The sequence below is a fragment of the Paraburkholderia sp. DHOC27 genome, assembly GCF_003429005.1.
Lineage (GTDB): Bacteria > Pseudomonadota > Gammaproteobacteria > Burkholderiales > Burkholderiaceae > Paraburkholderia.
The window spans coordinates 1,059,586-1,082,112 of sequence record NZ_QVQV01000001.1 but is presented as its reverse complement, the minus strand read 5'-3'; the positions used below and the strand labels follow the sequence as shown (position 1 = coordinate 1,082,112).

Sequence of the window (22,527 nt, the reverse complement as noted above, 5' to 3'; positions counted from 1 at the left end):
AAAGCGTTGTTTTTAGACGATTGACTGCTCAGTCATTATTGGCGAAAAATTTATGCGATCGCGCGCCAGATAGCCGCAAAAGCTGACATGGAGTGATGCTCGGCGTTGACTGGATCGGCGACCATAAAATCGATCGTCGCCTCGGCCATCGAGTTGATCAGGGAACCGACGAACTCCAGCGGTTCGTCCCGCATTGGACCATTCATGCGACAACGCTCGATGTACGTGGCGATACCGGCCGTCAACTGAATACCCGTCTCGCGTGTTTGCGGTGTGATATCCGGCGACACGCACAGGTGTTTCAGCGCCAGGCGCTTTTCGGGTGAAGAGACGGTCCAATGAAGCCAGTTTCGCCATACCTGCAACATCTGGGTGCGCATGTCACTGTTCACCGGCACACCGTAAAGCGCAGCCGAACCCATTTCGCCCTTCAGTTCGATATAAAGGGCATTCAGCAACTCGGCCTTCGTGCTGAAATAGGTGAAAAGCGACCCGTTCGAAACCCCGGCCTCTTTTGCAATGGTCGCAGTAGGCGCGCCGAGCCCCTGGTACGCGATGACGCGCGTCGCAGCCGCCATGATGGCATCTCTACGCTCTTCACTTCGGGGTCTGGCCACACGCACTCTCCAATCGAACACGGATAGTATTAGAGAGTGCCTAGTCGGTCAACAGCATTTTTGCGATGCCAAACTAACCTTCGTGTAGGGAAGCGCCGTCTCTTCCGGAGGCGAGACTTATCGTCCAAGGCTCAGAAGATAATCCCTGTCAGCCTCGGCGAGACTCTCAAGCCAGTTGTTTTCCTGCCCCGGCAGCGGCAATTCGCAACCGTATTCAATCATCTGAAGTGGCGGAATTTCGGAGATATATGCCCAGACAAAGCGTCGCTCCGCGGAAGTGATTTCCACCACGGCGTCGACGATCCTCGCCAGAAGCAAGCGTTTTCGGTCATCAGGGCGCCCTGCCCGGATGTGGCCGTGAACAAAAATCTGGTCCGCTCGCAGCGGGGCGCCGCCAATGAAATGATTGCCGGCACCGACTTCGTTGAATATCACCTGCGCAAAAAAGCCTTGAGCACCGGTCGCCTCGTTGTGTGAGCGCGTGATGGCCTGCGCGATCTTAAGCTTTTCGTCTTCAGAAAAGCGCCCGGCGGCAGCAGAAACGACGTAAGTAGGCATGGACGACTCCTAGCTCGAAACAATGACATTTGATGTATATGCAACTATGCAGACGACCTGCGGCGCTCGATGTGCTGATAACTTACATACGATTGCAGCTTCAGTTCGATGTAGTTGTAGGTACATCTTATTGGCGACGAAGCTGCCGGGTAACAGGTGTTTACCCGGTGACTACAGATTAACCTAGACAGTAGTGCCAGCTTGTTGCAAGGACTCGAGGGCTTCGAGGAGACGTTTGTTCGCCGGCCCCTTCATGAAACGCTGAACTTCGCTCTCGACCTTCTTCTGCGCCACTTCCCAGTGCGGCTCGGCGCGGCGCAGCAATTTTTTTCCAGCAGGGCTCAGCTGCGCCACTTTGTAGCGGGCGTCTTCGTCTGCTGAAACCACCACCCAACCTGAATCAATCAGGATCTTTAGATTGCGCGAGATCGTTGTCTTGTCTAGCGCCACTTCGGCGGCAACTTCCGTGTACGTTGCGGCTTCCAGACGCTCAAGCGCCCTCAGCAGCGAAAACTGCGTGATTTTCAGCCCGATTGGGCGTAGGGCCTCGTCGTATACGCTGGTCAAGGCGTTCGCCGAACGTCGGAATTGGGTGCAATAGCAGTCTGTGAACATTCCTGGCGCCGATAACAAGCCCCTGCCCAGCGAGCAAAAAAACCAGCAAACGGACAGAAGTGGATGAAATTAGATGCAGCTACATCAGTATAGGACACTTTGCCACCGTGCGGGCAAGCGTGGGAGTGATGTGGGCGGACGCCTTCTGGAAGCGACACATGGCTGCGACTCATGCGGCCGCCGGGCAGTTTGAATCCCGCCACGCTGTACGGACGGCGGGTTGCCGCAGTTGTGATTGAGCGTTTTTCTATATCAAGACGCACGCGGGAGAGCCGAAACAGCAAGCCCCGCTACACCAGCGACGTATGCGTCGCACTGTCCAGCGAAAGCACATGCCTCGCCTCTCCGGGCGATGCCGGCCGCCGCCCGTACTCCTTGCAAAGCTGTATGACTTTCGAGAGGATCGGCGTCTCACGCGCTGCGTGCGCGCTCGCCCCGGTTTGCCCGTGCGTTTCGATTGCCCTGCAATGCCCGCCCATTTCCATCGACCAGCGCGCCAGTTCGAGTTCGCATTTTCTGCCGCCGAATCCCGACCACGTCGCCTCAGGCGCGAGCCGTCTGAGCGTCTGCACGAAAAAGGTGAAGGCATGCCGGTCAGGTGGCACGCCGCGCTCCTGATCGAAATGCAGATTGATGCGCAGCGGCCCGTCCAGCAGACCGTCGTGTTGCAGTCTCACAGCACGGAAAACCATCGAAAGATCATGCACGTCTAGTGCCATTCTCGAGCCAGAACTACGCAGCGCGCTGGCGAAATCGCGCAATGAGCCGGTTGCCGCTTCATCGCAGAAAATATCCAGCGGCACCGACACGATGTCAGGCATCAGCATGTGAAATTGCTTCAGCAAGATATCCAGCTCAGCCAGATTGCGTGCGGCAAGCTGAAAGATCGCTTCCGGGTAAGTCTGTCTAACGTCGCGAATGATCCGCACCAGCTGAGCGACGCTCTCCTCCGTTCGCAGTTTGTGCGCGACGGGTCCCAGGTTTAGAACACTCGCGCCCTGTTCGAGCAGCGCCTTTAACAGCGTTCCGAATTCGGCGGCACTGCCTTGAGGTATCTCGTCGCCTTCCTCATTGAAATACGGAATCAAGGTATTGATGATGCAAACCGAATTCATATTCGTCTACTCCTGAGTAGCCGCTAGCGACGGTCGGGTCCAGTTTCAGTCGAACAGTTTCGACTTTACCCAATCGAGTTCACGAGACACGTAGTCGACAATGTCGCCAGTTTTGAGGTGATTCGGCAACACATCCCACGTGTAGGTTTCGATCTCGAGATGCGTCGACAAGGGAAGCTCACGGTGCAGCGCCAACGCGTCTTCGATCGCAAAACGCGTTGTGCCGAGCAAGCCCAGTTCTTCGAGAAACACCGGAACGTGGAAATGAATTCGCCATTCGCGCGGTCCCGGATCCTTTTCCCACGCTTTGAATGCGTCCTCGAGATTCAGATACTGCGTGATCTTTCCGTCCTTCTTTTCGGTTGTCTGCGTCAGATAGATGGTGTCGGCGAATTTCTTGAGGCCGTCCACGACCTCTTGCGTCACCTCGGCGACCCGAACCGCAGACGCCTCCTGCAGCTTGAAAATCGGCACGCCGGCATCGACGAGCCGGTTCAACGACGCGCGAATATCCTCGTACTCGACTGCCTGATGGCAAATGTCATAGACAATCCCCACATATCGCCGCAACGCGCCAATCGCCTCGGAAACCGGCATCCCACTGATTTCTGCCAGTTGACGCGCCGCCGCGCCCGAATAGAGATGCTCCTGGAAGTACGTCACGACATCGTCCGTTGTTTCCAGATAGCAGGCGGGTTCGGGTTCGATCGCGAGTGTGACGCGACGGCCCGTTCGACTCTCCAGGTCGGCGAGGTGCGCAACCATTCGCAACAGGTTGCGCGTCATCGTCGCCAGATATTCAGGCGTCTTGACCTTCGGACGAAAAGCGAGCGGCGCAGTCTGAATGGAAGGTGCAACGCCGGCGGGTGCGAGGTCGGCGAGAATATCGGCGACGTTCTTCGTGTATTGCAGCCGCTCTTCCGAATGCCAGTCGGGCTCGTACACCTGTTCTTTCACCAGCGTGTTCTTGAAGCTACCGTACACAAAGGCATTGGCCGTGTACACGTAGAGGTCGTTCTCCTTGAAGAAGCGTTTGATGTCGTCGCGCTCCTTGCTGTTGCTCACCAGTTCCGCAGCCGTCGCAGCCGCGAGCCGGATCGACACGCCAAATGGCGCATTCGGCGAAACACGCTTCTTCACTTCAGGCAAATACTTGTGAATGCTCTCGCGAATCTGCGCCCAGTTATCGCCCGGATGCACGAGGGTCGAGTAGGAAAGGTGTCCAAGCCTGTTACCGATGTCCATCAAATATCTCCTGAATACAAATAGCGCATCGCTTGCGGTGCCTGCGTCTCGCGCGCACGCCACGATGCCCGCTTTACTGCCTGATCAAAGTCAGGCTGCGGTGTGATAGTCGACCTGATGCCTTGCGATGCGAACGCCCCCGACCATCTCCCTTACCTTCAGGTGTTCAGGATGATTCGCATAACTCGACAATGCTTCGGCTGAATCGAATTCCGAATAGAGCACGACGTCGCATGCATAGTCGACCCGGCTCGTATCAATGCCGATTTCGAGCATTCGCATGCCGGGTATCTTTCCATTCAACGATTCGAATGCGCGCTTGACCAGATCCATCGAGCGCGCTCTCTCTTCGTTCGAAGATCCGCTGATCTGCCACATGACGATATGTTTGATCATGTTTTGCCTTATACATCCCACTCTGTCATTGGCCGTGGCAACACCCATTGATTCTCACGTCACGACAGCTACCTCCGCCACGCGCCTGGTGTCGGTGACTATAAGGCTCGCGATTGACCGCCGATAGCGTGAGTGGAAGGAAATGTAATTTCCGCTGCGTGGAAAAGTGACTGTACGTACCGTGTGGATGGGTTTTGAGCGTCTTTCGCCCGCTCTTCTTCGGGCTAACCCGTATGATTTTTCCAGTGGGTGGAAAACTCAATTAAGGCGTGCTCTCTTCTCAATTCCACAGCGCGAAACTATTGTTCCTCAGGCCTGCAGAACCTCTCATACTGTTCGTACAAACGAGAGATTCCAGCTTCCCAGCTGAAGACCCTTGCCAGCGAATAACCGAGTTCGCGGATAACTAACACGGAGACAAGCATGACATCACGTAGCCAGCCTGGCTTGAAATCACTTTCGGCGGTTCTTTCCGTTACCGCCTTCATGACCGGCATGCTGTTCAACGTCCCCACGGCGCTTGCCGCCCCGCCTGCCGGGAAGCTGATTGCAGGCATCGACGAAACCGCATCGGAATACTGGGCGGAATACATTCGCGGCGTCGATGACATCGCCCAGTCTATGGGAACGAAGTCCACGGTGATCGCCGACAATTACCAGGGCGACCAGTTGCTGGCGCAACTCGGTGCCATCTACGCGGGTGGTTGCTCCGGCTGTTCGCTGGTCGTCGACGCAACCTCCAACGCGTATGTGAAAGCGGTCGTGGACCGCTCTGCCAAGGCCGGCGTCTACACCGTCACCATCTGGAACCGTCCAGAGAACCTGCATCCGTGGGACACGGGTGACGGCAAATGGGTGGCGCACACCTCCTTCGATGGCGTCGAATCGGGCTACATGCAGGCCAAGGCGCTATGCACGGCACTCGGCGGCAAAGGCCAGATTGCGGCGATTGAAGGCGTACCGTCCACGCCGCCCGCCTTTCAGCGCATGGAAGGTTTGAAGAAAGCGCTCGCGGAATGCCCGGGCATGAAGCTGGTCGACACGCAGGTAGGTGACTGGCAGGAAACCAAAGCTCAAACGATTACGCGCACATGGCTCGCCCGCTACGGCGACTCGCTGAACGGCATCTTTGCCTCCAACGACGCGATGGCGCGTGGTGCGGTCGCCGCGTTGCGCGAGAAGCAACTGAACGGCAAGGTGCTCGTGACCGGCTCCGATGGCTCCAAAGTCGGTCTGGACATGGTGAAGAGCGGCGACATGCTGGCAACGGTCTGGAACGATGCGGTCCTGCAAGGCGCAGTAAGCAGCGCTCTCGCGCATGCCGCAGCGGTCGGCGACATTCAGCCGGACAAGCTGACCAAGGCACAGCGCGACTTCTATCTGAAGCAGCAGGTTGTCACCAAGGACAACGTCGATCACTACCTCGAACTGAAGGCGAACTCGCCGAAGTACACCTACGCGGACATGAAGAAAGATTTTTGGCAGTACTCGGGCGGTCAGATCCCGGTTGGCGTGAATGCGGCTAAATGAGGCTGCCAGATAAGGTAGTCGGACAAGCCTAAACAGTTGTTGGAGAGATCATGTCAAAGTCGCATAGCGTGGGCAGCCAGGGGGTGACCCTGGGTAGAAGCCGATCCTTACCGTTGAAGACGCTTCAGAACATGGGGCCGTTGATCGCTCTCTTCCTGATGATCTTCGCCTTCCAGATAACGACCGGCAGTTTTGTCAGCATCGGAAACTTCAAGTCGATACTGGAAGCGGCAGCCGTACCCGCCATTCTGGCGGTGGGTATCAGTTTCGTGATTCTGCTTGGCGCCATCGATCTCTCCGTGCAAGGCATCATCGCCGCAGCGAGCATGACGCTCTCGCTGCTGGTGGCGAACGGTATCAATGGAAACAACTTCGGGTTGGGTGGCATCTGCATTGCCATCCTCGTCGGAGTGGCATTCGGCGCACTGAATGGCGTCCTGCATGTCGTCGGGAAAACGCCTTCGCTGATCGTCACGCTCGGCACGTGGTTCATCGGTCTGGGTGTGGCAGCGGTGCTGTTTCCGGACCGGGTTCCCACCATCCATGAACCGCTCGTGCTCGGGCTCACCTCCGTGCATATCGCCGGGCTGAGTCTGAACGTCTTTATCGCGCTGGGTGTCATCGCTGCCGCTCATGCCGTTCTCAAGTACACACGCGTGGGTCGAATGATCTATGCAATCGGCGGCGATGAGGGAATCGTTGTCGCTTCCGGCATCCCCGTCAAACGCTACAAATTCATCGCCTTCGTCATCTCCGGTGGCATTGCCGCTCTAGCCGGGATTCTGCTCTCCGGTCAGCTCGGCAATGGCAATGCGGACATCGGCGCGGGACAGCTTTTCCCCGCAATCAGCGCCGCTGTCGTGGGCGGAACCCTGCTAAGTGGCGGCCGTGGTGGCGCGCTTCAGTCAGCACTTGGCGCGCTCATCCTCGAAGTGCTTGGAAACGGCCTGATCCAGATCGGCGCCGGTCCGTACTCCCGCAACATTTTCAGTGGTGCGGTCATCCTCGTCGCAGTCAGCCTGACGAGCTACCACCTGCGCCGCAAGCTGAGGGTCGTGAAATGAGTGCCATCCTTGAACTGAAGAATCTGAACAAGCGGTTTGGTCAGGTGATTGCGCTCGACAACTTCTCTCTCGAGTTGCGCGCGGGGGAAGTGCTGGGGCTGGTGGGTCAGAATGGCTCCGGAAAATCCACCTTGATGAAGATACTGGCTGGATTGCAGGCGCCGGACTCCGGTGAAATGATGCTGCGCGGCAAGCCCGTGCAGATCCGCTCTGCCGCGATGGCAACCTCGCTTGGCATCGGCATGGTCCACCAGGAGCAATCGCTCGTTCCTAACCTGACTGTCGCCGAGAACATCTTTATCGACAAACCGAATCGGGCAACGCGCGGCGGTCTGTATCGCTGGAACGCGCTGTTCGCCGCGGCACGCGCTCAACTCGAAAAGATCGGCGTCAACATCCGGCCCGACGTTCCCGTCGAGGAGTTGAGTTTCGCGGAGCGTCAGCAGGTCGAACTGGCGAAGGTGCTTGCCATCGAAGAACTGGTGGATCATCCCCCCATCATTCTTTTCGACGAGCCGACCTCGGTTCTGAACCCCGACGAGATCAAGATCCTGTTTAGAGAGATCCAGCGTCTCAGGAGCCGTGCCTCGATCGTCTTCATCTCGCACCGGCTGGACGAGATCCTCGAGATTTCGGATCGCGTCATCGTGATGACCAATGGCGTCAAGGTTGCCGATGAACAGGTCGCCACGCTCGACCGCGATGGTCTCTACAAATTGATGGTCGGCCATGAACGTGAGTTGCACGAACGGAAGGTGTCGGTTCCTGAAGCGGAGCAGCAACCAGCGGCACCGCGCCTGAAAATCAGAAAACTCGGTGACGGCAAGAAGCTCAAGAATTTCGACCTCGACGTGGCCAGTGGCGAAATCGTCGGGCTGGTCGGTGTGCAGGGTTCCGGGGCCGAAGAGCTATGCCGGACTCTGTTCGGCGCGGGCGATTCATCATCCGGAGAAATCGTCCTCGACAATGTTCCGGCGCTGGCTCTCAATCCGCGCGAAGCGGTCCGCAATGGGATCGCCTACCTTCCTTCGAACCGTCGACTGGAAGGCATGCTTGCCGGGCGCACCTTGTTTCAGAACATGGTCATCACCTATGGCATGGAATACGGCCGTAGCCGCTTCTTTGTGAACAACCGCGCTGAGCGCGCAGCTGCGAGCCAGTGGATGAGCCGCCTCAAGGTCAAGTCCACCTCTGGCAAAGACCGCATCGAACGCCTGAGCGGCGGCAACCAGCAAAAAGTCGTGCTCGGCAAATGGTTGATGTCGAAGAAGCTCAAGCTGCTTCTCCTCGATCATCCGAGCCGCGGCCTCGATCCCGGTGCCCGCGACGACCTCTTCGAAGCGATCAGGGAACAGGCGCAAAACGGCATGTCCATCCTGTTCGTTGCGGACACCAGCGAAGAAGTGCTTGAACTCGCTGATCGAGTCATCGTGCTGAAGGATGGGCGTATCACGGGCTCCTACGATCTGCGGCAAGGGAACCTGCCCAGTCAGGAAGACATCGTCCGGGCGATGGTGTAGACGAACATACGGAGTATCGACTCATGGCTATCACCAAATCTGCGGGTACGGGTGCAGGAATTTTCAAATATGCAGACCAGGGACGCGCGCTCGTACCATTGCTCGTTCTGGTTCTGCTGGTTGCCGGCAGCTCCATCTTCGCGCCTGGTGTACTTTCTTCAGGTGGACTATCCAATTTCTTTACCGACGCCGCGCCGCTGCTGATTCTCGTGGTGGGCAGTACCCTGCCCATCCTCGCCGGCAGCATCGATCTTTCAGTAGCCGGCATCGCCGCGCTGGTTGGCGTGCTGATCGTCAACCTGCATCCGCTCTTTGGCCCGTGGACGACGCCGGTGGTTCTGTTAGGCGCATTTCTGTTCGGCGCGCTGCAAGGCTACGTACACGCCAAGCTGCAACTCCCTTCTTTCATCACCACGCTCGCCACACTCAGCATTCTCACGGGGCTAGGCCTGCTGTTGTCAAACGCAACCGCCTTGCCGATTCCCGACGACGATGCCCTCGTGGGATGGGTCTCGCAAAGCTCCGGGCTGGTACCGAACTCGATCATCGTGGTGTTGGGCATCATGGCGATACTTGCCCTCGTGCTGCGCTATACGCGCTTCGGACGTGACCTGTATGCGCTGGGTGCGGGTGAGCGCACCGCCATCATGTCGGGCGTCAATACGATCCGCGTCCGTTGCCTGATCTTCGCGTTGTCGGCGTTTTGCGCCGGGATTGGTGGCGTCCTGCTCAGCTCGATCACTGGCTTCAGCTCGCCTGGCATTGCGGGCAATCTCCTGCTGCTGTCCATCGTGGGCGTGGTGCTCGGTGGCACCGCAATCTCGGGTGGCGTGGGCGGCATTGGCGCTGCACTGGTGGGCGGAATCATCACCGCCTGGTTGCGGGTCATTACGGTCATGGTTGGAATCGCACCCACTACGCAAAACATCGTGTTCGGCGTCATGGCGTTGATTGCCGTGATGCTGACGACAGATCGCGCAAAGATCGGCATCGTCAAATAGCGGGGAGCGAAATCATGATGCGTTCTGAAGCAGCAAACCATACCTTGGCCCGGTGTGTGCGGAGCTTGAAATCCTGTCTCTGGCGTGTCGTGTTCTGGCGCTCACGGGGAGAGTGTATTTACGATTCCGACAAGTGGTAACGCACCGCGCAATACAACGCATGAACAGCACGTCCTAACCCGATTGAAGAGGAGACACATTGTGAGTTCGAAGAGATTGAATGGAAAGGTCGCAATCGTAACGGGAGCAGCACGAGGCGTGGGGCGAGGCATCGTGCTTCGGCTCGCACAGGAAGGGGCAAAAGTCGTCGCGGCCGATCTGAGTTCATGCGAGGAGACCATCAACGAGGTTCGTCGAGCGGTTTCGGACTGCGAGGTTTCCGCCGCTGAGGTCAACGTCGTGGACAGCGAGTCGGTGAACGCGCTGGTCGATTCAGTCGCTCGAAAGCACGGGGCACTCGATATCATCGTCAACAACGCGGCGGTGGTGCAGACCATGATGCTCGTCGCCGATACACCGGACAGTGAATTCGACCGCATCTACAACGTGAATTTTCGCGGTGTGTTCAATGGCAGCCGCGCCGCTGCACGTGTGATGCGCGAGCAAAAGAGTGGCTCCATTATCAACATCGGCTCGTGGTACGCCAAACAGGGCTTCGCCAATTTCGCGGTGTACTGCGCGACCAAAGCGGCGGTCATGCGCATGACCGAAGCGCTCGCACTTGAAATGGCACCGTTCGGTGTGCGCGCGAACACGGTTTGCCCGGGAAATACCGAAACCGAGATGTTGAAGAAGGCGATGCGCGAAGAAGCCGTATTGCGCGGCATCAGCTTCGAGGCGCAGGTACAGCATGTGAAGGACAGCATTCCGCTGGGTCGCCTCGGTCGCCCGGAAGACATTGCCGCGGCAATCGTCTATCTGTCGTCTGAAGAAGGCGCGTATATCACGGGCGAAGCGTTGAACGTGAATGGCGGCGTGATTTTTTCGTGACCTGACACGCCCCGGCCAACGCTGCCTACGCAGTCCAGAGGCGCTCGTAGTCATTCTCGCGAAACGTCCTGATCAACAGATCAATGAACGTGCGCACCTTGGCAGAGAGGTGTTTTCTGCTCGGATAGGCGAGGTTGATGGTGAGCCGGGGCAAATCCCAGTCATCCAGTACCGGTACAAGTCGTCCCGCCATGATGTCGTCGTACACGATGTACTTCGGCTGCACGAGTATGCCGAGTCCACGCAGCGCGGCCGTACGCAACACCTGGCCGTCGTTGGATTCGAGCATGCCGTCGACGACTACGGTGGATGTCTCGGCGCCGCGTGAAAACTTCAGCTCCCGATAGTTCTTCGAGAGGACGTAGTTGAGGATCTTGTGCTCCGTGAGCTGATCGGGCAAATCTGGCGCTCCACGCCGGCGCAGATATTCGGGGGATGCGGTAAGGATTCGACGTGTTACCGCGAGCCGGCGCACGGTAATGGAAGAGTCATTCTCGAATTCGCGCGTGCGAATGGCGAGGTCGATACTGTTGTCGATCATGTCGAGATAACGGTTTGCCGTTTCGACATACACCGACACCTCGGGATAAAGGCGTGAGTACTCTGGAATGATGGGGGCGATGTGCAGGATGCTAAACGAGAGCGATGCCGATACGCGCAAGGTGCCGGTGGGATTGACGTTGCTGGCCTGCGCTGCGGAGTCGGCTTCCTTGGCCTCCTGCAAAATGGCCTTGGTACGCTCCACGTATTCACGACCGATCTCCGTGAAAAACAGCCTGCGCGTACTGCGTTCCACAAGTCGCACACCCAACCTGTCTTCAAGGCTGGACAGATATCGTGTAGCAGCCGGATTCGACATGCCTAGTGCTTGCGCCGCGCGGCTCAAGCTACCTAGTTCGGCCGTCTTCACGAGCAACTCCAGTTGCGTCCAACGATCCATGTGTCTCCTCAATTCTTCCGATTGGGGGAAATGTTATTTCCGAGCCAATGGCTCGCGGTGTTGATACATGCAATATACCATTAGTAGATCGTAGCAATGCACGCTAACCAACAGGGCCTTCCCGAATTTTCCGATCACCACATCCTTAGTTAGCCATTTACCGATTATGGGTCGACACGGCCTGCTCGTCCGCTTATCACACTAGAGCTTACTTCTGGAGGAGAGACATGAAAGCAGTTCGATTTCACGGCAAACGCGACATCCGTGTGGAAGAGGTAGACGCACCAACAAGACCGCTCGCCGACGATGACGTCCTCGTACGTCCACTCGTATGTGGAATCTGCGGCACCGACCTGCACGAATACATTGGCGGCCCGATCGTTACACCCAAGACACCTCATGCTTATAGCGGTGCCACGCTTCCGCAGATTCTTGGGCACGAGTTCTCAGCGGAAGTGATGGACGTGGGGCGTGACGTAAAGCACGTCGCGCCCGGCGATCGGGTTTCCGTACAACCACTCGTCTCGCCCCGCAACGACTACTTTGGCCGCCGTGGACTCTTCCATCTCAGCCCGTGTCAGGCCTGCATTGGTTTGTCGTGGAAGTGGGGTGGCATGGGCCAGCAAGCGGTGGTCAAGGGATACAACGCGATTCCGGTTCCGAAGAAGTTGACCGATGCGCAAGCCGCGATGCTCGAGCCCTCTGCGGTATCGCTCTACGCGCTTGATCGCGGGCGCGTCACGATGGGCTCAACGGTTCTGATCTCCGGGCTTGGTCCGATCGGCGCGTTAGCGCTACTCGGTGCACGCGCTGCGGGCGCATCGAAGATCTTCGTTGCCGAGGTCAATCCGAATCGTCTCAGGAAAGCCGCTGAACTGGTTCCCGAGTGCATCACGATCGACCCTTCGAAGACCAACCTGCTCGAAGCGATTCGCGATCAGACCGAGGAAGGCGTGGGCGTGGATTCCGCAATTGAATGCGTGGGGCTCGAGAAGTCGCTCAATACCTGCGTTGACGCGGTGCGGCCACAAGGCGTGGTGGTGCAGGCGGGTCTCCACTCCTCACCGGCCACGGTCGATGCGATGAAATGGGCGCTCAAAGACATCACCGTCGAGGCAACCTGGTGCTTTCCGACGTATAGCTTCCCGCGTGTCGCCTCCATGATTGAAAGCGGCGTCCTGCCGGTGGAGAAAGTTGCTACCGCGCAGATCAAGATGGAAAACGTAGTGCGCGATGGATTCGAAGCCTTGCTGGACCCGGCCGGCAATCATCTCAAGATTCTCGTGAACGTCGCGGACTAACTCCAGATGTAACGATTCACGCGATCCGCGGCTAGCAGGATGGTGATCCTCTCTGAGGATCGCCCGCGGCTCGCTTCACTAGCCTCACCAGCCTCACTAAAGACCCGGCAAGACCATCAGCCGATAGATTCGACCACACCGCCATCGACTCTCAACGCAGCGCCGGTTGTCGCCGAGGCCTGTTTAGAGCAGGCATACACCACCATATTCGCGACCTCTTCCGTACTCGTTGCGCGGCGGAGAATGGAGGAGCCACGCGTAGCCAGCACGAAATCATCGAGCGTCTGCTCGATCGACTTGCCTGCCGCCGCCGCGGATTCTTTCAGCATGTCGCGAATGCCGTCTGAGAGCGTCGGACCCGGCAGCACCGAGTTGACCGTCACACCTGTGCCAGCGGCAAACTTGGCCACGCCTCGGGCGATGCTGATCTGCGAGGTCTTGGAGAATCCATACGCGAGCATGTCGCCCGGTATGTTCAGTCCCGACTCCGACGAGATGAAAATCACGCGCCCCCATTTGCGTTCGATCATTCCACGCAAATAAGCGCGCGTCAGGCGTACCCCCGACATCACATTGATCTGGAAATAACGCTCCCATTCTTCGTCTTCGGTGCCAAATATATCGCCGGGGGCAAAGAATCCCAGGTTGTTCACGAGTATGTCGGCGTCCGGAATCGCGCTAGCAAGCGCATCGCAGCCCTCGCGCGTGCCAAGATCGCTCGCAAATCCTCGCACACGCGCGTTCGGCACGTCTTCGCGGATTCTGCCAATGGCACGGTCTACGGCTTCCTGCGTGCGACCGTTGATCACCGCTTCTGCGCCGCACGCGGCGAGGCCGGATGCAACGGCGAAACCGATGCCTGCGGTCGAGGCACTGACCACGGCGGTTTTACCCGTCAGATCGATTTTCATCTGTGTGTGTCCCTTGTCAATCCACAAAATTCAACTCGATCAAGCCGTCTTAAGCAGCGCACAACCCGTCTAACGGCACGAGAGGCGGCTAATGGGACTTGATGAGCGACTCAATGAGCGCAAGCAGACGAGGCAGATTGCCCACGTCCGGTGTGAGCTGGCGACGCTCGATTCGATGCGCGACCTCAACGATCGCCCGATTCACAGGAGCGCGCTTCCCCGCGCGTTCGAGGCGATTCACGACGAGTCCGTTCAGGTCGTCCACTTCGCTGCGCCGTCCCTTCGTCCAGTCCTGCAGCACGGTGGTTGTCGTCTCAGGCAGAACGAAACCGCCCATTAACGTGTCGAGCAGTTTTTCAACCAGATGCTCGCGATCTTCAACATCTGGCGGTTTCAAGCCGAAAATGGGCAGCACGTCATAGCCTTGCAGCACACCCGCGTCTAGCGCTTCCTGCCCAGATCTAAGCATCAGTTCACGCATACCGGGAAAGTGCATCGCTTCCTGCATGGGAAGCCCCAGAATTGCCGTTGTGACGAGCGTCGTCGCGTTGCTGACGAGTTTCATCCATTTGGTGGCGCGGATATCGTCCACGATTTCTGCCTTGCCCACTTCGCTCAAGAGCGACGCAACCTCTGATTCGCGTCCGCAGGTTTCCTCGCACGTCGAACCCACTGCAAACCACGAGCGCTCCGGCGGTGAATCGCGGCGGACGATGCCCGGATCGAACATCGTCGACGAAATCTCGATCACCGCCCCCATGCTTCGATGCGAGCCTACGACATCGCTAATCGCCTCAATGGTCATACCGTTTTGTACGCCGGCGAGCAAACCCTCAGGTGCGAGATAAGGCTCGATAAGCTGGCTATGCCAGCGCGTATCGTAGGCTTTGCAGGAAAGCAAAACGATGTCGAACTGACCTGTGAAGGTGCACACGTCACAAAGATTGAAGGCACGCACCTTCGTCACCAGCGTCTGTTCGCGCATCACCTGAGTGATGCCATGGGTACGCATGGCTTCGACGTGCGCGGGCCACTGGTCGATCAACACGACATCGTGGCCCGCGCGTGTCAGGTCGGCTGCAATGGTCGCGCCGTTGGCACCACAACCCAATACGGCAACACGAGGACCGGTCAATTTTCAACTCCCGTCATATGCCCTCATCTGCGTGTCTTGTTGGGTGCCCGCAAGTGCCCGGCAAGCTGACCAAAGCGACTCTTACTTAAGAACGTCGAGCAGCCGGTCGATGTTGGAAGGATCGGCCTTGAGCTTGCCCAGTTCGATCTGCCGCGCAACCTCGACCGTGCGCTGATTGACCGGCGCAAACTTGCCCAGCTTTGCCTGACACTTCACCACGTAACCATTGACGTCATCGGTTTCACCTCGACGGCCCTTGCGCCAGTCCTGCAACGTGGTGGTCAAGGTGTCTTCCATCGAGAAAGTTTTCAGCACTTCGGCGAACAGATCGTCCACCACTTTCTCCGGACGCGACGTGTCCACGTTTGACATACCGAAGATCGGCACGATCCGGCTACCGCTCTCCACGGCTGCATGAATGGCTTCATAACCGGCGTGGCGCATGAAATCCAGCATGCCCGGTACGCGCGCGGCGGCGGCGAGCGGTAGATTGAGAATCGCGGACGGCACGAGTTCGGCGGCATTGACCACCAGCTTCATCCACTTCGACGAGCGGATATCGTTGGTCACTTCGACCGTTCCGGTATGACGCAGAATCTCGGCAATCGATTCGGCGCGGTCCTGTGTCGAAGCGTCATAGCCGCCCACAGCGAACCACGACGTGTCGTGATCGTTCTGCCGGTTCGTGATGCCGGGAATGAACATGTTCGACGCAATCTCGATCACGGCGCCCATCGTTCGATGCGGGCCGACCACACTTGCGATTGCATCGATCGACATGCCGTTTTGCAAGCCCACGACCAGCCCGTCCGGTTTGAGGTACGGCTCGATCAACTGGCACGACCAGGTGGTGTCGTACGCCTTCGTCACGACGAACACCACGTCGAACATCTCACGAAGTTCGGCGACCTGACACAGATGCAGCGCCTTCACCTTCGTGTTGAAGGATCGAGCAGGCATGTTGACGGTAATACCATCGCGGCGCATGGCTTCGACATGATCGGGCCATTGCTCGATGAAGGTCACATCCAGGCCGGCGAGGATCAGGTCTGCACCGATGGAAGCGCCCTGTGCGCCGGTGCCCAGCATTGCGATTTTGAGGTCGGACATTTCAAGGTCTCCTTGAAGTTAGATGGATTCAGATGTCACGTCAGACATCCCACATGCGGGGCGGGACACCATCGAAGGCATCCTGCAACAGGCTTCTGATTCTGGCGCCGTCGACAGGCTGAGGGTTCCAGTACGGATTGGCGCTGGCAATTTCGGCGGCGCGCTCGAGGTCGTCCTCACGCATGCCGATTTCCTTTAGAGAAAGCGGCGCGCCAATCGCTTTCCCGAACTCGTACATACCCACGGCGGCATCAGTCGCGCCGAGTGCTCTCGCGATACGCTGCATCGCTTCGGGCGCAGCGTTCCTGTTGTAAGCGAGCGCATGCTGCAAGATAACCGTATGCGTGGGCGAGTGCGGCAGATCGAAGCTACCGCCCAGCGTGTGACACAACTTGTGGTGCAGCGCCATGCCCACCGTGCCGAGCACCGTGCCGCACAACCAGGAACCGTAAAGACCCGTGGAGCGTGCCGTCACGTCGGCGGGATTGGCGACGATCCCGCGCAAGGCTTCCGCCATCGCGCGAATGCCCTCCTCGGCCATCAGACTCGTCACCGGGTTACGGTCGCGCGCATAAAGCCCTTCCGCCGCGTGTGCGATCGCGTTGATCCCGCTCGTGACAGACAACGCCACCGGCAACGAGGCGCTGAGCGCAGGGTCGTAGATGACAGTCTTGGGCAAGACCCGCACATCGGTGCCGGTTCGCTTCAACCCGGCATCCGTGATGCCGTAGATCGGCGTCATCTCGCTACCTGAATACGTGGTCGGAATGGCGAGAATCGGCAGATCGGATTCGAGTGCAATGGCCTTGCCCAATCCAATGGCCGATCCACCGCCCACCACGACCGCGCAATCTGCTTCGAGGTTTCGCGCGACGCCCAGCGCTTCGCGTGCCAGCTCCACGGGTACATGCATCACGGCGCGATCGAACAGCCCTGCGCATCGCGCGCCGAGGCGTGCAGCAATGTCCTGCCCCGTCTCCCGCTGCTCAGGGCTACAGATGACGAGCGCGCGCCTCGCATCGAGTGCGAGCACTTCCCGTTCGAGGTGAGTCAGCGCGCCGTCTCCAAAGACGACCCGCGAAGCGCGCCCGGTATAGACGAAATCAAGCGAATTCATGGCATCTCTCGGCATGGGAGCGCGTCGTAATGGCGTTCATCCATTGCGGGCGTGTTGGTGGGTAGCGTCGGCAGGATTCAGGACGAAGTCGTATTGCAAGCTGTAAAAGACCTCGTCCATCACAGTGCCGTCGGGCGCCACGCCGGGCTCGTGCCTGATCCACGGAGCGATCAGTGATGTGCGTACGCCGAACACAGCGTCCGAGTCGAGGTATTGATCACCGTCGCGGAAAATGTGCGTCACCAGTTTCTCGTATCCTGGCGCGGTAATCATGAAATGCAGGTGCGCAGGACGCCAGGGATGACGGCCGAGCGCTTCGAGCAGTTGACCCACGGGCCCGTCGTGTGGAATCGGGTAAGCCTCAGCCAGGATCGAGCGAAAGTGGAAACTGCCATCGTGCGCGGCACGCAGCCAGCCACGCGCCCGGTGTTCAGCCGTCGCGGCAGACTCGGGCGGTCGCTGCACATCGTAGAAACCCTCCTCGTCCGACTGCCAGACATCGATCCGTGCGGACGCAACCGGCGAGCCGTCGACGCTCAGCACTCTGCCCGTCACGAAACACGGCGATCCAGACGCGCCATTGGCGATATCGTCTCCGCTCTGGTACGCCGGGGCGTCGTCGACGAAGAAAGGCCCGAACACAGTAGCTTCGGTGCATCCTGCCGGTTTGCGGTGGTTCTGCGCGGTCACGAGTGTCGAGAGACCCAGTACGTCCGAGAGCAGAATGAATTCCTGGCGCTTGTCATCGGTGATATGGCCGACGGCGGTCAAAAAGCGGATTGCCTGATCCCATTCGTCTTCGGTCAGTTCCACTTCTCGCGCGAACGCGTGCAGGTGTTGCACGAGACTGTTCATCACCTTGCGAAGTCTCGCGTTGCCGCCATCACGCATCGCAGCAATGACTGCTTGCGTAATGGTGTTTTCGTCGATATTTTTCATCCCGCTCTCCGTAGCTTCCCGGGTTCCAGCAGCGTCACCGCAAACGCGCAAACGCGTCGAGCATCAGTCATTAGTCAGCGTTACCTTGATGCATTCGCTGGGCGCGACCTTGAGCGCAGCTACGGCATCCTTGAGATCGAAGCGATGGGTCTGCACGGGCGACAGGTCGATGCCGGTCTTCTCGAGAAAGCGGATGGCCGCCGGCCAGACGCCGGGGGAGCCAATGCACCCGTGAATGGTGAGGTTGCGCATCTGGATCTGACCGAGATTGGACGTGACCATGCGGTCGATGCTGATACCGACCATCGAGACGCGTCCCTCTTCCGCAGCAAACTCAAACACTTTGCCGAGCGACGCGTCGTGTCCCGATGCTTCGATGACGACTTCCGCACCTTTGCCACCCGTGAGTGCCCGCACCTGTTCGACGATGTCGTCCGACGGTTCCAGCACGCACTCCACGCCGAGCTTGAGCGCGGCCTCACGACGCCGGGCAACCGGGTCGATCAGGATGACGCGTGCACCCATGCCAACCGCAGCAGCAGCGGAACAAAGCCCGATCGTGCCGCCGCCCGATACCACCACGGTCTCGCTGGCGTTGGTGCCGCCCGCACGCATCACCGCGTAATACCCGCAGGTAAACGGTTCGATCAGCGAGCCGGTCGTATCGTCGAGTTGCGGCGGCAGCTTGTGCAGCCACTCGGGCTGGGCCGCAAAGTACTCACGGTCCGCACCGTCCATCGAAAAACCAAAATGGTGAAGACGCTCGGGCGTTTCCACCACGCACTCGCCTACCACCCGGTCGCCGGTCTTGAGCCCCGAAACTGACTTGCCTACTTCCACGATCTCGCCACACCACTCGTGGCCCGGTGTGACCGGATACGACACCGGGATGATGTATCGACCGCCGAGCAGCTCATAGTCGGAGTGGCAAATTCCAACCGCACGGGTACGAACCAGTACTTCAGTATCCTTGATGCGCGGAACCGGTACGTCTCTCACGACCGGTGTTCCTGGAGCTTCAAATACGAGCGCTTTCATGCAAGTCTCCGGATTGTTTGAGTGGATAAAGCCGGCTAGCTCCGATTGTCGACGCGCTTGAGAAAAGCGTGGATGTCGACTTGCCGCCACACGCCCGCGGCATTGAATGGGTCGTTGCGATTGAAGTCGATCACGTCTTCCTTGCTTTCCGCTTCGAGCAGGAAACAGCTGCCAATCATGGTTTGCCCATCATCGGAAACCAGTGGCCCTGAAATAACCGAGCGCACCTTTGCTTTGGAGAGGTATTCCTTATGCGCCTCGTAGTTTGAGAGCCGACGCTGCAGCGCATCTTCGTGATCGAGACAATGAACGATGAAATGCATTTGCTTCTCCTGAATAATCACAGTCGTGCCACGCGGCACGTCCTGAACATCACACGCAGGGCACGAGGGTTTCGCTTCTCGACCAGTCTAGTGACTGTCGTTCTGGACACCAATTGGCAAGTCATCCAGAATGGACACTTAGGGTGCGCATTCCGCCTCGTTTGTGCGCAAACTGCCCGAAGCCAGGGAAAACACCAGCAAGCACGTGAATGAACGACCAGGAATTTCTGAGGATCATTGAATTCATCGAGAGTACGAGGGCGCCATTCAACCTGGAAATTCCGGGTATGTCGCAAGACTCCGACTGGGCGATAACGAGTTATCTCGTCACGGCCAGGTTGCAGGAAAAGGACGTGTCCATATCGGATCTCATCAGGGTGTCCGGTCTGACGTATGGCACGGCGCACCGCCGCATCAACGGCTTGATCGAGCAAGGCCTGATCGATGTCGCGCCGGCGTCGCCAACGGGCAAATCGCATTCGTTGCGACCCAGCGAGAAGCTGCTCGACGCCTTCAGGTCACTGGTCAGTCACGTCAAGTCTCTGGTTGCGACGCTAGTCGGCCAACGTGATGACAGCCAGAACTCGGACCAGTACTACTTCGGCGAGCCGAGAGGATTTATCGAGCGCTCGCTACCACCCACGGATTTGCCGACCTCGCACGGTGGCGCAACCAGACGGCTTCGCTTCCTGTTTCATGACGACAATTACTTTGCTGCGCTGCGCAACCTGTGGATCGACTTCCGCGCCAATGCGGGAAGAAGCGAGGACTTTCAGCTCACGCCGATGCAGGAAATGTACGAGACGGCTTTGTCGAATGGCGCAAGGGATGAGTCCGAATTCGACATCATCACGTTAAACTATCCCTGGTTGGCGGAGTTTGCGCAAAAGGATCTGATTGCGCCGCTCGACATCGACGTGCGTGAACTGTCGAGCAATCTCGGCGACTTCCATCCCGCGGCGTTGGAGTGCGTCACTTACGCGGACCGTCTCTTCGGTTTGCCGTTGTATGTGACGGTTGAATCACTGCTTGCGCGAAGGGACATTTTCGAAGAAAACGCGCTGCCGTACCCGACAACGCTAAAGGAACTGCTTGCCGTCGCCCGTCGATTGCATCGCCCCAAGCGTGGACAGTATGGACTTGCCTGGAACGGCGCTAAAGGGATGCCTATCGCCAGCGCGTTCATGTTTCTTTTGAATGCGCACGGTGGCGCAGTCATCGCCCATGATGAACCCGGCACCGGAATCCGATCGCGACGTTCCCGCCCACAAGGCACCCGCTGCTGCCTCGACGAAAAGCCGGCACACGCCACGCTTGCCTTCATGCAGCAGCTTCTTGCCGTATCGCCTCCCGACACCCTCGCCTTCGATTGGGAGGACAGCCTTGCGGAATTCATGTCCGGGCACGCGGCGCTCTGTTACGCGTGGTCGATGCGTGCCGCGCGACTCGAACTCGATTTGCAGTCCAAGGTTAAAGGGAAGATCAAGATCCTCCCGCACCCTAACCTTCTTGGCGTACGCCGCTCGGTGCCGCTTGGCGGCTTCGTTCTGGCGGTGCCACGCAACCTGCCTCCGGCACGCGCGGCGCTCGCTCAACAGGCGATCAGGTGGATGACCTCGTCCGAGGCGATGAAGTCCAGCGCCAAATACGATTTACCCATTGCACCGCGCTTTAGCGTGAACTCGGATCCTGACCTGAAGGTCGTCTCAATGCTTGTTAGCTTCGTCGACGACATGGCGCGCAACGGTCTCATCTGCAACTCGATGCGCCCGCTCACGCCCGTTTATACACACATCGAAGAAATTCTGGGGGTCGAGATCCATAACGCGTTGTGCGGCCTGACATCGCACGAAAACGCGCTGTCATCCGCACATGAGCGAATCCAGGCGGTGCTGGATTCCGTGTTGTCGCAGCCGTAGGGCTTAGGCCGAGCCGCCGCGCTGGACGCAGCGGCTCACCTCATCATTGCGGAATGATCCGCTCGGCCTTGAGCCGGTCGAACAGCGCAAAGAATGCATCCGGCGTGCTCTGATAATCGAGGAACCCCGCCTTGCGGCTCTTCGTCATATCCGTGAGCACTTCCATAGGGCGGCCAAGATCGGCGTCCGTGTGCCACCATGACGCCAGCTTGCCGATGTCCGTTTCCTTCAGATTGAACCGCGCTGAAATATCCGACCATTCCTTGCCGGCGTTCTGCATACGCGTTTCGAGCGGTCGAACTTCACCGTCGAACGGAGCCGCCTCGATGCCAAAGTAGCCCGCAATTTCCGACCAAAGCCATTTCCAGCGAAACACGTCGCCATTGACTACGTTGAAGTCTTCGTTGCGCGCATTGACCGAGGTGGCCGCCCATTCCAGATGACGCGCCAGCAGCCGCGCATCGGTCATGTCGGTCAGGCTGTTCCATTGCGCTTCGGAACCAGGGAATACGAACGGTTGGCCTGTCTGTTTGCAAAGCGTCGCGTAAACGGCGAGCGTGACGCCCATGTTCATCGCGTTGCCGATCGCGTAGCCGATGATCGTATGCGGACGATGCACACTCCAGCTAAAACCATAGCGTCGCGCGGCATCGAACAAGCGGTCTTCCTGCTCGTAATAGAAATTCTCCACCGCCTGACGACCCTGTTCCTCACGAAACGGCGTAATGGGTACGGCGCCGGTCGCATAGGCTTCGAACGGCCCGAGGTAATGCTTCAGGCCGGTGACGAGCGCCGCGTGTGACACGGTGCCCGAGGACCCTACCGCATCCAGTACGTTCGACACCATGCCCCCGTTCACGCGAATGTTTTCCCGTTCCGTGGCCTGGCGTGCCCATGCGGTAAAAAACACGTGTGTGAAGGACTTTCCCGCAAGCGCCTCATTGACGGAGGTGGCGGAAGTCAGATCGGCGGTGATGGGTTCGATGGCCGGTGACAATGCAGTGCGGCCGCGTGAAAGACCCGCAACAGTCCAGCCGGTGGAGAGCAATTGATCAGCCAGATTGCTGCCGACAATTCCGCTTGCGCCAATGATAAGTGCCCGGTTTTCCATAAGATTGATAGTCACAAAAGTAAATGCCTGTC

Annotated in this window: 22 protein-coding genes; 7 read left to right on the top strand and 15 right to left on the bottom strand. The window is 58.5% G+C overall.

Going from position 1 to position 22,527, the window contains the following annotated elements; all coding sequences use genetic code 11:
- Nucleotides 1-50 precede the first annotated feature (50 nt).
- The 6 genes from D0B32_RS04720 to D0B32_RS04695 form a co-directional block, all read right to left on the bottom strand.
- On the bottom strand, nucleotides 51-578 hold the full coding sequence (locus tag D0B32_RS04720; protein ID WP_220444898.1) for a TetR/AcrR family transcriptional regulator: 528 nt from the start codon (nucleotides 576-578) through the stop codon (nucleotides 51-53).
- Nucleotides 579-734: 156 nt separating this feature from the next.
- Nucleotides 735-1,175 carry a tautomerase family protein gene (locus tag D0B32_RS04715; RefSeq protein ID WP_117332490.1) on the bottom strand — a complete coding sequence of 147 codons (441 nt, stop codon included), beginning with the start codon at nucleotides 1,173-1,175 and terminating at the stop codon, nucleotides 735-737.
- 183 nt (nucleotides 1,176-1,358) lie between these two features.
- Nucleotides 1,359-1,742, bottom strand: a complete 384-nt coding sequence (locus D0B32_RS04710) for a MarR family winged helix-turn-helix transcriptional regulator (RefSeq protein WP_259294873.1) — start codon at nucleotides 1,740-1,742, stop codon at nucleotides 1,359-1,361.
- 338 nt (nucleotides 1,743-2,080) lie between these two features.
- Nucleotides 2,081-2,905: a 3-keto-5-aminohexanoate cleavage protein gene (locus D0B32_RS04705; RefSeq protein WP_117332488.1), complete on the bottom strand. Its 825-nt coding sequence runs from the start codon at nucleotides 2,903-2,905 to the stop codon at nucleotides 2,081-2,083.
- Between the two features lie 45 nt (nucleotides 2,906-2,950).
- A complete protein-coding gene (gene eboE / locus D0B32_RS04700; RefSeq protein ID WP_181969711.1) occupies nucleotides 2,951-4,150 on the bottom strand; it encodes a metabolite traffic protein EboE in 1,200 nt (399 codons plus the stop codon).
- Nucleotides 4,151-4,240: 90 nt separating this feature from the next.
- Nucleotides 4,241-4,546 carry a Dabb family protein gene (locus D0B32_RS04695; protein WP_117332487.1) on the bottom strand — a complete coding sequence of 102 codons (306 nt, stop codon included), beginning with the start codon at nucleotides 4,544-4,546 and terminating at the stop codon, nucleotides 4,241-4,243.
- Nucleotides 4,547-4,969: 423 nt separating this feature from the next.
- Between D0B32_RS04695 and D0B32_RS04690 the strand changes: the two genes are divergently transcribed.
- From D0B32_RS04690 to D0B32_RS04670, 5 genes are all read left to right on the top strand, one after another.
- Entirely contained in the window at nucleotides 4,970-6,076 is a 1,107-nt protein-coding gene (locus D0B32_RS04690) for a sugar ABC transporter substrate-binding protein (protein ID WP_117332486.1), read from the top strand.
- 50 nt (nucleotides 6,077-6,126) lie between these two features.
- On the top strand, nucleotides 6,127-7,140 hold the full coding sequence (locus D0B32_RS04685; protein WP_117332485.1) for an ABC transporter permease: 1,014 nt from the start codon (nucleotides 6,127-6,129) through the stop codon (nucleotides 7,138-7,140).
- A 44-nt stretch (nucleotides 7,141-7,184) separates the two neighbouring features.
- On the top strand, nucleotides 7,185-8,660 hold the full coding sequence (locus D0B32_RS04680) for a sugar ABC transporter ATP-binding protein (protein WP_220444897.1): 1,476 nt from the start codon (nucleotides 7,185-7,187) through the stop codon (nucleotides 8,658-8,660).
- A gap of 23 nt (nucleotides 8,661-8,683) precedes the next feature.
- Nucleotides 8,684-9,661, top strand: a complete 978-nt coding sequence (locus D0B32_RS04675) for an ABC transporter permease (protein WP_117332483.1) — start codon at nucleotides 8,684-8,686, stop codon at nucleotides 9,659-9,661.
- Between the two features lie 84 nt (nucleotides 9,662-9,745).
- Entirely contained in the window at nucleotides 9,746-10,651 is a 906-nt protein-coding gene (locus D0B32_RS04670; RefSeq protein WP_117332482.1) for an SDR family NAD(P)-dependent oxidoreductase, read from the top strand.
- 25 nt (nucleotides 10,652-10,676) lie between these two features.
- Here the strand turns inward: D0B32_RS04670 and D0B32_RS04665 are convergent, their stop codons facing one another.
- A complete protein-coding gene (locus D0B32_RS04665) occupies nucleotides 10,677-11,591 on the bottom strand; it encodes a LysR family transcriptional regulator (RefSeq protein ID WP_117332481.1) in 915 nt (304 codons plus the stop codon).
- Nucleotides 11,592-11,818: 227 nt separating this feature from the next.
- Here D0B32_RS04665 and D0B32_RS04660 point away from each other — a divergent pair, with 227 nt between their 5' ends.
- Nucleotides 11,819-12,892, top strand: a complete 1,074-nt coding sequence (locus D0B32_RS04660) for a zinc-binding dehydrogenase (protein ID WP_117332480.1) — start codon at nucleotides 11,819-11,821, stop codon at nucleotides 12,890-12,892.
- Between the two features lie 116 nt (nucleotides 12,893-13,008).
- On the opposite strand, the gene D0B32_RS04655 is transcribed toward D0B32_RS04660, so the two are convergent.
- The 7 genes from D0B32_RS04655 to D0B32_RS04625 all read right to left on the bottom strand — a co-directional run bounded on the left by D0B32_RS04655 (nucleotide 13,009) and on the right by D0B32_RS04625 (nucleotide 19,486).
- A complete protein-coding gene (locus D0B32_RS04655; RefSeq protein WP_117332479.1) occupies nucleotides 13,009-13,803 on the bottom strand; it encodes an SDR family NAD(P)-dependent oxidoreductase in 795 nt (264 codons plus the stop codon).
- An 88-nt stretch (nucleotides 13,804-13,891) separates the two neighbouring features.
- Nucleotides 13,892-14,938 carry a ketopantoate reductase family protein gene (locus tag D0B32_RS04650; protein WP_117332478.1) on the bottom strand — a complete coding sequence of 349 codons (1,047 nt, stop codon included), beginning with the start codon at nucleotides 14,936-14,938 and terminating at the stop codon, nucleotides 13,892-13,894.
- An 81-nt stretch (nucleotides 14,939-15,019) separates the two neighbouring features.
- Nucleotides 15,020-16,048, bottom strand: coding sequence for a ketopantoate reductase family protein (locus D0B32_RS04645; RefSeq protein WP_117332477.1), 1,029 nt, complete (start codon nucleotides 16,046-16,048; stop codon nucleotides 15,020-15,022).
- A gap of 40 nt (nucleotides 16,049-16,088) precedes the next feature.
- On the bottom strand, nucleotides 16,089-17,165 hold the full coding sequence (locus D0B32_RS04640; protein WP_117332476.1) for a maleylacetate reductase: 1,077 nt from the start codon (nucleotides 17,163-17,165) through the stop codon (nucleotides 16,089-16,091).
- Between the two features lie 36 nt (nucleotides 17,166-17,201).
- Nucleotides 17,202-18,104 (bottom strand): intradiol ring-cleavage dioxygenase, encoded by a 903-nt coding sequence (locus D0B32_RS04635; RefSeq protein WP_117332475.1) that lies wholly within the window; start codon nucleotides 18,102-18,104, stop codon nucleotides 17,202-17,204.
- A gap of 63 nt (nucleotides 18,105-18,167) precedes the next feature.
- Nucleotides 18,168-19,142, bottom strand: coding sequence for a zinc-binding dehydrogenase (locus D0B32_RS04630; protein WP_117332474.1), 975 nt, complete (start codon nucleotides 19,140-19,142; stop codon nucleotides 18,168-18,170).
- A gap of 35 nt (nucleotides 19,143-19,177) precedes the next feature.
- Nucleotides 19,178-19,486, bottom strand: a complete 309-nt coding sequence (locus D0B32_RS04625; protein ID WP_310591179.1) for a YciI family protein — start codon at nucleotides 19,484-19,486, stop codon at nucleotides 19,178-19,180.
- Nucleotides 19,487-19,674: 188 nt separating this feature from the next.
- On the opposite strand from D0B32_RS04625, the gene D0B32_RS04620 reads away from it, so the two are divergent.
- Nucleotides 19,675-21,384 carry an extracellular solute-binding protein gene (locus D0B32_RS04620; RefSeq protein ID WP_117332472.1) on the top strand — a complete coding sequence of 570 codons (1,710 nt, stop codon included), beginning with the start codon at nucleotides 19,675-19,677 and terminating at the stop codon, nucleotides 21,382-21,384.
- 43 nt (nucleotides 21,385-21,427) lie between these two features.
- On the opposite strand, the gene D0B32_RS04615 is transcribed toward D0B32_RS04620, so the two are convergent.
- Nucleotides 21,428-22,495 (bottom strand): SDR family oxidoreductase, encoded by a 1,068-nt coding sequence (locus D0B32_RS04615; RefSeq protein ID WP_117332471.1) that lies wholly within the window; start codon nucleotides 22,493-22,495, stop codon nucleotides 21,428-21,430.
- Between the last annotated feature and the right edge of the window lie 32 nt (nucleotides 22,496-22,527).

Coding starts and splice junctions, on each gene's coding strand:
- D0B32_RS04720 (WP_220444898.1), bottom strand. CDS start 578: ATGGCGGCTGCGACGCGCGTCATCGCGTACCAGGGGCTCGGCGCGCCT.
- D0B32_RS04715 (WP_117332490.1), bottom strand. CDS start 1,175: ATGCCTACTTACGTCGTTTCTGCTGCCGCCGGGCGCTTTTCTGAAGAC.
- D0B32_RS04705 (WP_117332488.1), bottom strand. CDS start 2,905: ATGAATTCGGTTTGCATCATCAATACCTTGATTCCGTATTTCAATGAG.
- eboE (WP_181969711.1), bottom strand. CDS start 4,150: ATGGACATCGGTAACAGGCTTGGACACCTTTCCTACTCGACCCTCGTG.
- D0B32_RS04695 (WP_117332487.1), bottom strand. CDS start 4,546: ATGATCAAACATATCGTCATGTGGCAGATCAGCGGATCTTCGAACGAA.
- D0B32_RS04690 (WP_117332486.1), top strand. CDS start 4,970: ATGACATCACGTAGCCAGCCTGGCTTGAAATCACTTTCGGCGGTTCTT.
- D0B32_RS04685 (WP_117332485.1), top strand. CDS start 6,127: ATGTCAAAGTCGCATAGCGTGGGCAGCCAGGGGGTGACCCTGGGTAGA.
- D0B32_RS04675 (WP_117332483.1), top strand. CDS start 8,684: ATGGCTATCACCAAATCTGCGGGTACGGGTGCAGGAATTTTCAAATAT.
- D0B32_RS04665 (WP_117332481.1), bottom strand. CDS start 11,591: ATGGATCGTTGGACGCAACTGGAGTTGCTCGTGAAGACGGCCGAACTA.
- D0B32_RS04660 (WP_117332480.1), top strand. CDS start 11,819: ATGAAAGCAGTTCGATTTCACGGCAAACGCGACATCCGTGTGGAAGAG.
- D0B32_RS04655 (WP_117332479.1), bottom strand. CDS start 13,803: ATGAAAATCGATCTGACGGGTAAAACCGCCGTGGTCAGTGCCTCGACC.
- D0B32_RS04645 (WP_117332477.1), bottom strand. CDS start 16,048: ATGTCCGACCTCAAAATCGCAATGCTGGGCACCGGCGCACAGGGCGCT.
- D0B32_RS04640 (WP_117332476.1), bottom strand. CDS start 17,165: ATGAATTCGCTTGATTTCGTCTATACCGGGCGCGCTTCGCGGGTCGTC.
- D0B32_RS04635 (WP_117332475.1), bottom strand. CDS start 18,104: ATGAAAAATATCGACGAAAACACCATTACGCAAGCAGTCATTGCTGCG.
- D0B32_RS04630 (WP_117332474.1), bottom strand. CDS start 19,142: ATGAAAGCGCTCGTATTTGAAGCTCCAGGAACACCGGTCGTGAGAGAC.
- D0B32_RS04620 (WP_117332472.1), top strand. CDS start 19,675: ATGAACGACCAGGAATTTCTGAGGATCATTGAATTCATCGAGAGTACG.
- D0B32_RS04615 (WP_117332471.1), bottom strand. CDS start 22,495: ATGGAAAACCGGGCACTTATCATTGGCGCAAGCGGAATTGTCGGCAGC.